Origin of the sequence: Streptomyces sp. GSL17-111 (genome assembly GCF_037911585.1) — a bacterium.
Classification (GTDB): domain Bacteria; phylum Actinomycetota; class Actinomycetes; order Streptomycetales; family Streptomycetaceae; genus Streptomyces.
In genome coordinates this window covers 2,675,631-2,688,356 of the sequence record NZ_JBAJNS010000001.1, presented here as the reverse complement: position 1 = coordinate 2,688,356, position 12,726 = coordinate 2,675,631, and the positions used below count along the sequence as shown (strand labels likewise).

At 70.6% G+C, this 12,726-nt stretch carries 13 protein-coding genes, 1 pseudogene and 1 riboswitch; of the genes and pseudogenes, 5 read left to right on the top strand and 9 right to left on the bottom strand.

All coding sequences use genetic code 11. The annotated features are described in order from the left end of the window. Positions 1 to 84: 84 nt before the first annotated feature. Complete coding sequence (locus V6D49_RS11785; protein ID WP_340563904.1) at positions 85 to 1,674, bottom strand: M28 family metallopeptidase; 1,590 nt, start codon at positions 1,672 to 1,674, stop codon at positions 85 to 87. A 490-nt stretch (positions 1,675 to 2,164) separates the two neighbouring features. Here V6D49_RS11785 and V6D49_RS11780 point away from each other — a divergent pair, with 490 nt between their 5' ends. Continuing rightward, the gene (locus V6D49_RS11780; protein ID WP_340559395.1) at positions 2,165 to 2,899 is read left to right on the top strand and encodes a DedA family protein; all 735 of its coding nucleotides are present in this window, start codon (positions 2,165 to 2,167) and stop codon (positions 2,897 to 2,899) included. A gap of 11 nt (positions 2,900 to 2,910) precedes the next feature. Here the strand turns inward: V6D49_RS11780 and V6D49_RS11775 are convergent, their stop codons facing one another. Together V6D49_RS11775 and V6D49_RS11770 are read right to left on the bottom strand one after the other, a co-directional pair. Then, positions 2,911 to 3,720, bottom strand: a complete 810-nt coding sequence (locus tag V6D49_RS11775) for an ABC transporter permease (RefSeq protein ID WP_340559393.1) — start codon at positions 3,718 to 3,720, stop codon at positions 2,911 to 2,913. After that, positions 3,717 to 4,730, bottom strand: a complete 1,014-nt coding sequence (locus V6D49_RS11770) for an ATP-binding cassette domain-containing protein (RefSeq protein WP_340559391.1) — start codon at positions 4,728 to 4,730, stop codon at positions 3,717 to 3,719. Before V6D49_RS11770 ends, V6D49_RS11775 begins: the two co-directional genes overlap by 4 nt. A gap of 186 nt (positions 4,731 to 4,916) precedes the next feature. Between V6D49_RS11770 and V6D49_RS11765 the strand changes: the two genes are divergently transcribed. After that, complete coding sequence (locus tag V6D49_RS11765) at positions 4,917 to 6,125, top strand: PP2C family protein-serine/threonine phosphatase (protein ID WP_340559389.1); 1,209 nt, start codon at positions 4,917 to 4,919, stop codon at positions 6,123 to 6,125. 255 nt (positions 6,126 to 6,380) lie between these two features. Then, positions 6,381 to 6,512, top strand: a riboswitch (cyclic di-AMP (ydaO/yuaA leader). 11 nt (positions 6,513 to 6,523) lie between these two features. Continuing rightward, positions 6,524 to 7,576 carry a M23 family metallopeptidase gene (locus tag V6D49_RS11760; RefSeq protein WP_340559388.1) on the top strand — a complete coding sequence of 351 codons (1,053 nt, stop codon included), beginning with the start codon at positions 6,524 to 6,526 and terminating at the stop codon, positions 7,574 to 7,576. Between the two features lie 154 nt (positions 7,577 to 7,730). On the opposite strand, the gene V6D49_RS11755 is transcribed toward V6D49_RS11760, so the two are convergent. Continuing rightward, the gene (locus V6D49_RS11755; RefSeq protein ID WP_340559386.1) at positions 7,731 to 8,315 is read right to left on the bottom strand and encodes a TetR/AcrR family transcriptional regulator; all 585 of its coding nucleotides are present in this window, start codon (positions 8,313 to 8,315) and stop codon (positions 7,731 to 7,733) included. A gap of 100 nt (positions 8,316 to 8,415) precedes the next feature. Between V6D49_RS11755 and V6D49_RS11750 the strand changes: the two genes are divergently transcribed. Then, the gene (locus V6D49_RS11750; protein WP_340559385.1) at positions 8,416 to 8,991 is read left to right on the top strand and encodes a dihydrofolate reductase family protein; all 576 of its coding nucleotides are present in this window, start codon (positions 8,416 to 8,418) and stop codon (positions 8,989 to 8,991) included. 195 nt (positions 8,992 to 9,186) lie between these two features. Continuing rightward, complete coding sequence (locus V6D49_RS11745; protein ID WP_340559384.1) at positions 9,187 to 9,930, top strand: DUF4097 family beta strand repeat-containing protein; 744 nt, start codon at positions 9,187 to 9,189, stop codon at positions 9,928 to 9,930. Between the two features lie 58 nt (positions 9,931 to 9,988). On the opposite strand, the gene V6D49_RS11740 is transcribed toward V6D49_RS11745, so the two are convergent. From V6D49_RS11740 to V6D49_RS11720, 5 genes and pseudogenes are all read right to left on the bottom strand, one after another. Further along, positions 9,989 to 10,558, bottom strand: a complete 570-nt coding sequence (locus V6D49_RS11740; RefSeq protein ID WP_340559383.1) for a DM13 domain-containing protein — start codon at positions 10,556 to 10,558, stop codon at positions 9,989 to 9,991. An 88-nt stretch (positions 10,559 to 10,646) separates the two neighbouring features. Beyond that, positions 10,647 to 11,315 carry a hypothetical protein gene (locus tag V6D49_RS11735; protein ID WP_340559382.1) on the bottom strand — a complete coding sequence of 223 codons (669 nt, stop codon included), beginning with the start codon at positions 11,313 to 11,315 and terminating at the stop codon, positions 10,647 to 10,649. Between the two features lie 44 nt (positions 11,316 to 11,359). Continuing rightward, complete coding sequence (locus tag V6D49_RS11730) at positions 11,360 to 11,785, bottom strand: PPOX class F420-dependent oxidoreductase (RefSeq protein ID WP_340559381.1); 426 nt, start codon at positions 11,783 to 11,785, stop codon at positions 11,360 to 11,362. Next, positions 11,778 to 11,993, bottom strand: a complete 216-nt coding sequence (locus V6D49_RS11725) for a DUF397 domain-containing protein (protein ID WP_340559379.1) — start codon at positions 11,991 to 11,993, stop codon at positions 11,778 to 11,780. Before V6D49_RS11725 ends, V6D49_RS11730 begins: the two co-directional genes overlap by 8 nt. Further along, a pseudogene (locus tag V6D49_RS11720) lies at positions 11,993 to 12,686 on the bottom strand (DUF5753 domain-containing protein); the annotation flags it as partial. The pseudogene V6D49_RS11720 and the gene V6D49_RS11725, both read right to left, overlap by 1 nt. Positions 12,687 to 12,726: the final 40 nt, after the last annotated feature.

Sequence of the window (12,726 nt, the reverse complement as noted above, 5' to 3'; positions counted from 1 at the left end):
CGGCGTGCGGACCCGCCGCACGGCGCGGGCGCCGTACCCGGTCACGACCGGTACGGCGCCCGCAGTGTGAACGATCGGCGGAGGTCAGCTGGTCTCGCCGCCGTGGTGGTGGTCGTGCCCGCCGTCGGAGTCGGCGCCCTCACCGGAGGGCACGAACGGCACGGCGCGGGAGAGGGACGAGGTGTCCCAGGCGTAGCGGCCGACCGCGTCCGCGATCACCCGGACGTTGACGTCGAGCGCGTGCCGGTTGACGTTCTCGATGTCGTCACAGGCCAGGTGGTAGCACGCGTCGTAGGCCGTGCCGGCCTCCCCGCCCCACAGCTCCACCTGCTCCTCGGTCTTGACGCCCTCGGCTCCGGTGAACGTCCCGCCGGAGGGGATGCCGACCGCGATGAACGGCCCGTAGTCGGAGCGGCCCGAGAAGTCCGTGCCACGCGGCTCCTCACCGCGCGACTTGATGAACTCGTTGATGCCGTACTCGATCTGGGCCGAGCCCTCCGGGCCCGCCGGTGCGCCGACGCCGTCGGAGTCGTCACCGTCGTAGACGAACAGGCCGTAGTTGGGCGAGGCGATCATGTCGAAGTTGAGGTACAGCGCGATGTCCTCCTGCGCGTCCTCCGACAGGTCGCCGACGTAGTGCTCAGCGCCCAGCAGCCCCAGCTCCTCGGCGCTCCACAGCGCGAAGCGCACCTTGTTCTCCGGCTGCTTCGGGTGGTCCCGGTGCCACTGCTTGGTCTCCTTGGCGTACTGGAGGGCGGTCTCCAGGACACCGGCCGAGCCCGAGGCGTTGTCGTTGATGCCGGGGCCGTCGGCGACGGAGTCGAGGTGCGCGCCGACCATGACGACGTTGTCCGCGTCGCCGCCGCGCGTCTCGGCGATGACGTTGGCGGTGGTGCGCTCCTCCTGGAACTCGATGACCTCCAGGTTGACGGACACCTCACCGGCCTCGACCGCGTCGGACAGCGCCTCTCCGTCGGCCTGCGTGATGCCGCCCGTCGGAATCACCCCGACGTTCGGGTCGCCGAGGGTGCCGTTCAGCTCCCCCTCGGTGTTGTTGTAGATGACCGCGCCGATCGCTCCGGCCTCGGCCGCGGCCGTCTGCTTGTCGGCGAACGTGCAGCCGCCGCGCTGGATGAGGGCGATCTTGCCGCTGAAGTCGCCGGCCGCGAAGTCGTCCGCGGTGCAGCCCGTGGTGCCGTCGGCGTCGACCGGCACCTCAGCGACGGACCCCTCGATGCCGCCCTCGGGCGTGCTCTCGGTGTACGTCATCAGCTTGATCGGGACGTCCCGCTGCTCGGGTGCGAGCACCGTCAGCTTCTCGGCGACCGTCTCGCGGTAGGTGAACTCGAAGTCCTGGTAGGTCACCTTGTAGCCGGCCGCGCGCAGCAGCGTTCCGGCGTACTTGGCGGACAGGTCGTAGCCCTTGCTACCGGCGGCGCGGTTGTCGTCGCTGATGTCGGCGATGGCCTGGAAGACCTTCATGTGGCGGAAGGCGCCGTCGCCGGTCGTCTTGCGGACGAGCTTCTCGGCGAGCTTGGTTCCCTTGTCCTCCGGGCTCTGCTTGGCCGCGGCGGGGGTGGCGGTGGTGGTGAGGAGCAGGGGGGTCGCCACGGCGACCGCCGCGATCGCGGCCAGAGTGCGTCGTCTGCTCTTGGGCGAAGAAGGCACAGACAGTTCCTTCCGGTGGGGTACGGCAGGTGGCTGTTCGGCGGCGGGGGAGTCTTGTCCGCGATACGGACGCGCGCTGCACGGAAACGTAGCGTCCGAACGCGCGGATGGGAACGCTTGTGGCACGGGTGACTTGACGCCGTTACCCGGACCGCCGCTCCCGGCGCCGTGACGCCCGGGCGACCGTGGCAACGTCGCGCACAGACGTACCCGTCGGCGCCGCTTCTCCCACCCGGAACGCCGGTCCGTTACGCCGTTTCGGCCTCGCCGCCCTCCGGTCGCCCGCGAGCCCGCCGCGAGCACCGCGCGGCAGCGCCCCTCGACCTGGGCCCCTCGACCTGGGGCCCTCAGCAGCCTCGACCTGAAGCTTCCGGCGGGCGTAGGCGCGTATGGTTTCGCGGGGAGTGCTTCCGCAACGCGGTAGGCGCCTGCCCTGCCCGCATCCTGCGGGCCCGCCCGCCTGCCGCGCAACGCGCTCTGACCGAGGACCTGTGCCGTGACCTCACTCGCGCTCGGACCCAGCTGGCTCGACCCGGATCATCTGATCGCGTCGTTCGGGCTCATCGGCATCCTGATCATCGTCTTCGCGGAATCCGGCCTGCTGATCGGCTTCTTCCTGCCCGGGGACTCCCTCCTCTTCACCACCGGCCTGCTCGTCGCCACCGGTCAGTACCTCCACTACCCGCTGTGGCTGGTGTGCACGTTGATCGTCATCGCCGCCGTGGCGGGAGACCAGGTGGGGTACCTGTTCGGCCGCAAGGTCGGCCCGGCGCTCTTCCGCCGACCCGACTCCCGGTTCTTCAAGCAGGAGAACGTGGCGAAGGCCCACGTCTTCTTCGAGAAGCACGGCCCCAAGTCCATCGTCCTGGCCCGCTTCGTGCCGATCGTGCGGACCTTCACTCCGATCATCGCCGGTGTGAGCCACATGCACTACCGCACGTTCGTGACGTACAACGTCGTCGGCGGTGTGCTGTGGGGCGCCGGTGTGACCGTGCTGGGTGCGATGCTCGGCCGGATCGACTTCGTCCGCGCCCACATCGAACCCATCCTTCTCGGCATCGTCTTCCTCTCGGTCATCCCGATCATCGTGGAGGTCTGGCGAGCCCGTCGGCAGAGTCGCCGGGCCGCCAGCGGTACCGCCCGCAGCCTGCCGGAGGGCGCGGCTCCGGTCGTCCCCGACGGCGTCCACGACGGCCAGGGCGGGCCGACGGGAGCCACCACCGGCCCCTAGCCGGCAACCCTTCAGGCGCGAGCGCGGTAGGCGCGCAGCGCCAGCGGGATGAAGACGGCGGCTATGCCCGCCGCCCAGGCCAGCGACCACAGCACCGGCCCCGCGATCTCCCCGCCCACCAGCAGCCCGCGGAAGGCGTCGGACAGGTGGGTGACCGGGTTGATGTCCACCCACGCCTGCAGCCAACCCGGCATCGTCTCGACGCGGACGAACGCGCTGCTGGTGAAGGTGATCGGGAAGATCAGGGTGAAGGCGAAGACCTGCACCTTCTCCGGGTCACCGGCGAGCATGCCGATGAGCACGGCGCTCCAGGACACGGCGAGTGCGAACACCAGGAGCAGCAGGGCTGCGCCCACGAAGCCCTCAAGACCGCCGGTGATCCGGAAGCCCAGCACCGCGCCGAGAGCCAGCATCAGCAACATCGCCCACAGCTGCTTGGCCAGATCGGCGGCGATCCGCCCGAAGAGGGGGGCCGAGCGGGCTATGGGCAGGCTGCGCAGTCGGTCGAAGACGCCCTTGGTCAGATCGCTGTTGAGTGACATGGCCGTGTACATGGTCATGAACAGGGTGTTCTGCACGATGATGCCGGGCAGCGCGTACTGCAGGTATGCCTCCGGCGAACCGGCCATCTGCCCGCCGAACACGTAGGTGAAGAGGAACACGAACATGATCGGCGTGATGCTGTAGTCGACCAGCTCGAGCGGGTTGTGCTTGACGGACACCAGGCTGCGCCACGCCATCGTCCCCGTCTGCCGCAGACCGGCGCCCGGGCGGACCCGGCCCCCCTTCGTGAGGGGCGCGGTGATCGTCGTCGCCGTCATGACCCGCCCCTCGTGCTGCCCACCCGCTCGAACGCCGCGTCGTCCGGCGAGCTCGGCTGCTCCTCCGGCCGCTGCGCGGGCGCCGCCCGGTGCCCGGTCAGGGCGAGGAACACCTCGTCGAGCGAGGAGCGGCGCAGCGCGAGCTCACCGATCGGTATGTCCGCGCGGTCCAGTCGCCGCACGACGGCCGGCATCAGGGCCGGGTCCTTCACGGGCGCGATGATCATCCCGGACTCGATGTGGGTCTCCCCGCCGGCGGCCTCCGTGACCAGCGCGTGCACGGCGTCCAGGTCCTCGGACCGCAGGGGGCGCAGCTGGAGGACCTGGCCGCCCACGGCGGACTTCAGCTCGTCCGGCGTGCCCTCGGCGATGACCCGGCCCTTGTCGATGACGACGACCTCGTCGGCCAGCTTGTCGGCCTCCTCCAGGTACTGGGTGGTGAGCAGCGCCGTGACGCCCTCGGCGACCAGCCCCCGCAGCATGTCCCAGACCTCGCCCCGGCTGTGCGGGTCCAGCCCCGTCGTCGGCTCGTCGAGGAAGAGGATCTGCGGACGGCCGACCAGGCTCGCCGCGAGGTCCAGCCGACGGCGCATCCCGCCGGAGAATCCCTTCACCGCGCGCCCACCGGCCTCGCTGAGCTGGAACCGCTCCAGCAGCTCGGCGGCCCTGCCCTTCGCCGCGCGCCGTGGCATGCCGAGCAGGCGTCCGATCAGCAGCAGGTTCTCGGTGCCGGTCAGGTTCTCGTCGACCGCCGCGTACTGGCCCGTCAGCCCGACGGCCGCCCGCACCCTGCCGGGCTCCCGCGCGACGTCGTGCCCCGCGACCACCGCCCGGCCGCCGTCCGGCCGGATCAACGTGGCGAAGATGCGGACGGCCGTCGTCTTGCCCGCGCCGTTGGGGCCGAGCAGCCCGAGGACGCTGCCCGTCCGCGCCGCCAGGTCCACCCCGTCGAGCGCCTGCGTCTCCTTGAACCGCTTCGTCAGGCCCTCGGCCTGGATCGCGTAACTCATCAGCAAGTCCCTCCGTCCTCCACAACAACTGTGACCCAGGACACCGACATTCCTCCACAGATCGCTTAGAGAAGGCATACTGATTGATTTGGTGAAAAGATGACCCATGCGTGGGGATCCGGGCCGGCCCCACCGAATGGACCGGCCCGCTCGCCCCCACCGGCAGGAATGGTCACAGTGGGGCCCGTGGGTAGGCGACGACGAGGGTCCGGCGCGGGCGGCGCGGCCGACGCGGCCGGCGCCCGCGGGGGCGCGCCGTTCGCGCCGGATCGGACGAGGACGGCGTCCCGGCCGCGGGAGTCGCTCGGCCGTCGTCTGTCCCTGTGGCTGCCCCCCGTGCTCATCGCCGTCGGCTCCGCCGCGCAGGCCCTCACTCCGACCGACTTCGTCTTCGCCGCCCTCTTCGCCGCCGCCCCCCTCGTCGCGGCTCCCCTGTACTCGGCCCGCGCCACCGCCGTCACCGGCGTGGTGTCGACCATCGCCCTCGTCTGGCTGCTGCACATCAACGAGGGCATCGACCTCTTCGAGGGCTCCCTGCGCGTGGCCACGGTGGCCACCGTGTCGGTCCTCGCGGTCGCCTTGAACCGCGTCGTACGGCGCGGTGAGAGACGTCTGGCCTCGGCCCGCGACATCGCCGAGGCCGCCCAGCTCGCCCTCCTCCCGCCGCCCGAGCACGAGCTGGGCCCCCTGGTGATCGCCGCCCGCTACCAGGCGGCCCGCGAGGACGCGAGCATCGGCGGCGACCTCTACGCCGTGCAGGCCACGCCCCACGGCGTCCGGCTCCTCGTCGGGGACGTGCGCGGCAAGGGTCTGGAGGCGGTCGGTTCGGTCGTCATCGTCCTGGGCGCCTTCCGGGAGGCGGCGGACACGGAGCCGGACCTCGCGCAGGTCGCCGTCCGGCTGGACCGGGCTCTGCGCCGGGAGGGCAGACGGCGCGCGGGCAGCGTCGACTCCATGGAGGGGTTCACCACGGCCGTGCTCGTCGAGGTGACGGACGACGGGCGCCTGCGCGTCGTCAACTGCGGGCACCCCACGCCGTGGCTCATCCACCCGGACGGGCGGCTGGAGCGCGTGGAACCCGTCGAACCGGCCCCGCCCCTCGGGCTGGCCGCCCTGCCCGCCGAGGGAGCCGTCCCGCCACCGGTGGGCCGGGTGTCCTTCCCCGTCGGTGCGACGCTGCTCATGAACACCGACGGCCTGACCGAGGCCCGCGATCCCCACGGTGTCTTCTACGACCTCTCCGAGCGCTTCCGGGCGCACGAGTGGACGCGCGGCGGGCCGGACGAGCTCCTGGACGCCGTGCTCGCCGACGTCGCCCGGTACACCGGCGGGCCACCGTCCGACGACCTGGCACTCCTGGCCGTCACCTACCGTGACGGCACGAAACACCTGTGATGACGACTTGGCCACGATCCCCGGCTGTTGGGCAACCTTTTACTCGGCGGTTATGCCCGTTTCTGTCCCGGCGAGCGGTGAAAGTCCTGGCGGGAGCGGCCTCTTGTTGCCGAGAACGCTTGGAATATGTGCCGCGAGTCTATTAACGTTCGATAACGCAGCGCGGTCGTCACTGCCGCCACAGAGGCGGCACCGTGCGCCTTGGCCGAATCCTGACCGTGCATCAACTGGCAACACGGCTGCACCACAACTGCACAACCCGCAGCACCAGATGCACTCAAGGAACCGGGGAACCACTCTTTGGGGTGAATCGGGCATCCGTGCCCGTAGGAGACCTTCCTGCTCCGAACCCGTCAGCTAACCCGGTAGGCGAGAAGGAAGGAAAGGAGAACGCCCCCGTGGCGTCGAGCAGGCATGCCACCGAGACCGCGTACGCAGGCGAAGCCTCGGACGACTATCAGGTCTTCGGCCCGTCCGTTGAGGACAGCACCACGTTCACCGAGTGGAATCCCACCGAGGACACCGTGCGCCCCGTCCGCGGACGCCACCGCGTCGCCCGGCAGCGTTCCGGCATGGCGCGCAGCAGTGCCGTCCTGGGGGTCGGCATGGTCGCCGCCATCGGCGCCGGCGGTATCGCCACGGCCGGTCCCAAGACCAGCGCCCCGCTGACCATGCCCGACCTCTCCGGCCTCACCGACGACATACCCGGAGCCGAAGCCTTCCTGCCGGAGGACGACCTCTCCGAAGCAGCTCCGGTCGCAGCGCCGCTCACCCAGGCCACGCTCACCGCCGCCGACGTCGAGAACGGCCACACCGACGCCGGCGAGGCGCTCCGCGCCCGCATCCTCGCCCAGGCCGACCACCAGCAGTCCGCCGCCGACGCCACGGCCCGTCAGGAAGCCGTCGCCGCCGCCGCGAAGGCCGCCGCCTCCGAGGCCGAGAAGAAGGCGGAAGCCGAGGCGAAGGCCGAGGCCGAAGCGGAGGCCGAGCGTCAGCGCAAGGCCGAGGAGGAGCGCAAGCGCAAGGCCGAGGAGGAGCGGCTGCGCAAGCTCGCCGCCAGCTACGCCCTCCCCCTGGCGAACTTCCAGCTCACCTCGAGCTACGGCGACTCCGGCAGCATGTGGTCCAACAACCACACCGGCCAGGACTTCGCCGCACCGAGCGGCACGCCCGTCAAGGCGGTGCACAGCGGCACCATCAAGGAGGCCGGCTGGGCCGGTTCCTACGGGTACCGCATCGTGCTCGAACTCGAGGACGGCACCGAGATCTGGTACTGCCACCTGTCATCGATGACGCGCACCAGTGGCCAGGTCACCACGGGCGACACCATCGGCCGCGTCGGCTCCACCGGCAACTCCTCCGGCCCCCACCTCCACCTTGAGGTGCGTCCCGGCGGCACCGACACCGTCGACCCGCTGGCCTGGCTGCGCGGCAAGGGCCTGAGCATCTGAGGTTGCACGGCGCGGGTGAACGTCCGGCCCCGCGCGCCCGTACCGCACGACACACCCCCCGGCGACGGGGGCACCCCGCTCCGACGGCCCTGGCGGACCACCCCCCGACGCCAGGGCCGTCGGCCTGTGCCGGGCCCCCGACCGGAGGGGCGCTTCACTGCTCCGGGACGATGACGTCCACGAGTGAGGCGACGAGGTCGTCCAGCGAGCTCTCGGCCGCGTCCAGCACCCCGGGCAGCGTGAGGTACTCGACCAGGAGCCCGGTCATCGCCAGGTAGAGCATCACGACCGTCGACCGGTCGCCGGGGAAACCACCCTCCACGTGGGCCCGGACGTTCTCCTCCAGGTTCGCCCGGTAGTGCTCGGTGAACGCCTCCCGGAGTTCCGGGCGTCGGGTGGCCTCCAGGCGCAGCTCCAGCATGGCCAGGAAGCCGTTGCGGTCCGACCGGGCCCGTTCCACGATGTCGCGCATCAGGACGACGTCCAGCGCCTTGGTGGGCGGACGGCTCATGCGCTCCGCGACGTACTCGGGGTCCGGGGTGAGGCGGACGAAGAGGTACTGCCCCGCCTCCCGCAGCAACGCGTCGCGGCCGGCGAAGTAGTTGGACGCCGTCCCCTTCGGCACGGCGGCCCGCTCGTCCACCGCCCGGAACGTCAGCCCGCGCGCTCCCTCCTCGGCCAGCACGTCGATGGCGGCGTGCAGCAACGCCGCGCGCCGCTCCGGGTTCGTGCGCACCACGGCGGTCCTCCTCGGATATTCCGCTTGCCTGAACCACTACAGGCGTACCACTATAGCTGTAGTGATTAAGGCTGCTCCAGCCGCTTCCCCGAGGAGAACCATGCGCGAACTCACCTACTACGTCGGCCTCTCCCTCGACGGCTTCATCGCCGGGCCCGATGACGAGGTCGACTTCTACCCCCTCGCCGACGACCACATCGCCCACATGGACGCGGAGTACCCGGAAGTGCTCCCGACCCACGTCCGCGCCTCCCTCGGCTCTGCGGACCGCCCGAACCGGCGGTTCGACACCGTCCTCATGGGCCGCCGCACCTACGAGCCCGCCCTCCGGGAGGGCATCACCGATCCCTACGCTCACCTGCGCACCTACGTCTGCAGCCGGACGCTCACCGAGTCCTCCGACCCGGCCGTCACGATCACCGCCGAGGACCCCGTCGCTCTGGTGCGCCGGCTCAAGGCGGAGGACGGCCCGCTGGGCGTCTACCTGGCCGGGGGCGGCCGTCTCGCGGGCATCCTCCTCACGGAGATCGACCGGCTGATCGTGAAGAAGTACCCCGTCGTGGCCGGTGCGGGCATCCCCGCGTTCACCACCGCGTTCAACCCCACGGCGTTCACGCTCACCGACAGCCGCACCTTCTCCAACGGCTGCACCGTCCTCACCCTCGACCGCGCCTGACGTCGTCCCGGGCCGTGCCACGGGAGGCGGGCCCGGACCAGTCACCGGGTGTGGACGACCCTCGGTCACGGCCGGGGGTTTGCCCCATGGTCGCGCCCGCGCGGCCGCGGCTAGCGTCGAACGCGCGTCGGCGTCCGGCAGGGCGGGTCCGACACTCCGCACCCGTACGGTGACCTATCGATCAAGGGGAGTTCCATGCCTCAGCGGCTTCGTGGCCTCGGCGTCCTCATCGCGGCCGGCCTCGCCACCGGTGGCCTGACCGCCTGCGGCCTCGTGCAGGGCGAGACCTTCGAGGACGAGAGTGAGCTGTCCGGAAGGATCACCTCGGTACGGATCGACAACGACGCGGGCAGCGTCACGGTGAACGGCACGGACGACGGCAGACTCACCCTCCACCGCGAGGTCGAGTACCGGGGCGACGAACCGGACGGCGCCACGCATCGGATCGAGGACGGAGAGCTGTACCTCGGCGGGTGCGGAAACCGCTGCTCGGTGCGGTACACCGTCGACGTACCCACCGGCGTGCCCGTGCGCGGCGAGGTGTCCAGCGGCATGATCAGCGTGGCCGACGTGGGCGCCGTGGACGTGACGACCGACTCCGGCCGCGTCGAGATGAACCGGGTGACCGGCCCCGTGCAGGTGCGGACGTCCAACGGGCGCATCACCGGAGAAGACATCGAAGGACCCCGCATCGTGGTGGAAACCTCGAACGGAGAGGTCACGCTGGCCTCCCGCACCGCGTCGGACGTCCGTGCCAAGACGTCCAACGGCGACATCACGGTGACTGTGCCGAAGGCCGACTACCGGGTGACCGCCCGAACGAGCAACGGCGACACGAACATCGAGGTGCCCGACGACCGATCGGGGGCCCACCGGCTCGACCTGAACACCAGCAACGGCGACATCAGCGTGCTCCGGGCCGCGGAGGCGGGGCGATGACGGCCGCTCGGCGGGCGAGCACCCCGAAGGCCAGCCCCGCCTACCGCCCCCGCCTACCTCAGACGCGCGCCAATTCCGCAGCGCCGAAGGACACGTTGAACCGGTCGCACCAGATACTGACGCTGCTGTAGGTGTCCAGGTCGGCATCGGCGGGGAGCGCGTAGTTCTGGTTCCCCTTGTTGCCCTTCAGCTTCCCGAGGTCCAGGTACGCGCCGTCGTCGAACACGCCCCAGCCCTCCTCACCGGGCAGTACCTCGGCATCGGTGATCCACACCTTCAGGTCCGGACCGTTGCTGGTGTCCAGCCCCTCCAGACGCAGGACGCGCTCACCGTCGCCCAGGTCCACGATCTTCACCGTGCCCTCGGTGGCGTGCTCGTGGGTGATGAACCGCCCTTCGGCCAGCGTCATCGGACCCGTCGGTTCCGCCGACTCCTCCGCAGCGCCCGGCTCTTCGGCAGCCCCCGGCTTCTCCGACTCCACGGCCACCGGATCGGAGGACGGCAGCGCCTCGTTCACCGTCTCGTCCGTCCACAGCTTCCACGGCTGGAACAGGTACAGCCCCACCGCCGCCACCGCGAGGCCCAGCACCAGCCCGCCCGCGACGACCGGTCTGCGCAACCACCCCATGTCGCACCCCTCCCTCAAGATGTCCGTGCCCCGGCAACGCCGACCGGGCCCGTGAAGTTCCCCGGTCCTGGTGACGCCCGCCGGCCCGCTAGGCCAGCGGATTGCCCAGCACGAAACCCTCCTCGACGAGCAGAACAGACGCGGCGCCGCACAGCCGGTGATCGGCCGCCACCCGCCGCACCCACTCCTCGGGCGAGGCCCCGAGCACCTCCCGAAGCCGTGGTGAGGCGGCCAGAAGCTCGCCCATCACCCGCCGCTGGTCCCCGGCCTCCCGGGGCGCGCCCCCGGCCCCGGCCAGCAGCCCTCGGGAGGACACGTAGACGTGCACTCCACGGCGGCAGCCCCGCACGGGAAAACGGTCACGGGGCAGCTCCACCCGCCGGTAGTTGACCCGTTCCGAGGCGTCGACGACCCCCAACTGCCCCTCTTCCAACCACAGCAGAACGACGTCCGACACCGTGCCCGCCGCCGGGAACGGAGAGTACGCCACGTACCCGGCCACGCTGACGTGCCCCGAGTGGCCGACCGCCAGACCGCCCACCCGGACCGGCACCATCGGCACCGTCCCGGAGACCCCGCCCAACGCGAACTTGTGCCGCAACTGGGCCGGTGCCGCGTTCGACCCCACCGCCAGCACCGGAACCCGCCCCTCCGCGACGAACGCCGCCTCATCCACCCGCCCGAGCGACAGCAACTCGTCCCCGCACAACACCACCGGCTCCGCCACCGACCGCCCCGGATACACCAGCGGGTCCAACAACGGAACCTCACCGAACCCCAACCCCTCCAACCCCCGCCCCCTCACCCGGGCCCCTGCCCGTAGACCCGCGCAACCCGCAGACGGACCACAAGCCGCCGATCCGCCACCATGGCCGCCCGGTACTCAGCCCAGTCCGGGCGCTCCCCCTGCACGGCCCGGAACGACTCGACCAGCTCCTCCACCACCGCGTCATGCGGCTCCGCCGCCACATCGGACAGCTCCACATCACCCTCGGCGACGGCCCACTCCCGACCGTCCTCCGACATGACGTGGAGGCTCGCGCGCGGATCCCTCCGCAGATTCCGCACCTTCGCCCGCCCCTCGGTAGCGGACACCCGCACGACCTGCTCGTCGCCGCCGAACGCGTAGTTCACGTTCGACAACTGCGGCCGCCCATCCCGCTTGACGGTAGCCAGCACCCCCAGCCGCCCCCGCCGAAGCAACGCCTCCCACGCGACTTCACTCACCCCAGCCGCTCCTCCCGGACGCCGTACACGAACGCGTCCCAGGCCGCATCGCCGAACTGAAGGACCCCCGCCAGGGCACCTTGCTGTCACGCACTGCGGTAACGGCGCAGGCCAGTGCAGCCACTTCGATGCACTCGGTGCCGCTACCGCCGCTGTACGAAGACTTGAACCAGAGGGTGCTGCCCTCGACGGGCTGGGAGTGCCGCATCAAAGCTCCTTGATGGCCGCGTGGATCAGGTCCTCGGTCTTCTCGAGGTCAAGTGCCTGGGCCCGTAGGTACTCGAACGCCAACCTATAGCGCTCAAGCTCCTTGGGCTTCTCCATGAACAGGCTGCCGCCCAGGACGTCGACATAGACGACATCCAGAGACGGCGTTGGGCCACCCAAGATTAGGAAGCTGCCCAGCGCAGCAGCATGGGCGCCCGACGAGAACGGCAGTATCTGCACGGTGACGTGCGGCGAAGTTGTGCACTCCAGCAGGTGACGCAGCTGTTCACGCATAGTGTGGCCACCGCGGACCATGCGGCGGATCACCGCTTCGTCCATGACCGCCCAGATGTGGGGCGGATCGTCGCGTCGCAGTAGGTTCTGCCGCTTCATGCGAATGTCCACCATGTGCCCGACTTCTTGCCCGGTGCACGGCCTCTGCGTACGCCCGGGTTTGGAGCAGGCCAGGCACGTAGACCGCGGCATAGTGATCCTCCCGGACCACCTCGTTCTCCAGCGTCAGCAGCAGGTTCATGGACTCGGGGATCGGGTCGGCCAGTGAATGCCACCAGCCCTGGATCTTCGCGCCCTTGGCCAGGTCCACGAGCGCAGCGCGCTCCTCGTCCGTAGCCCCGTACTCACGGCACAGGGCGTCAACGGCGGGCCATTTCACGGCTCCTTCCTTGGTCTCGTAATAGATGAGCGCTACTCATCGAGTGGGGGCTGCGGAATTT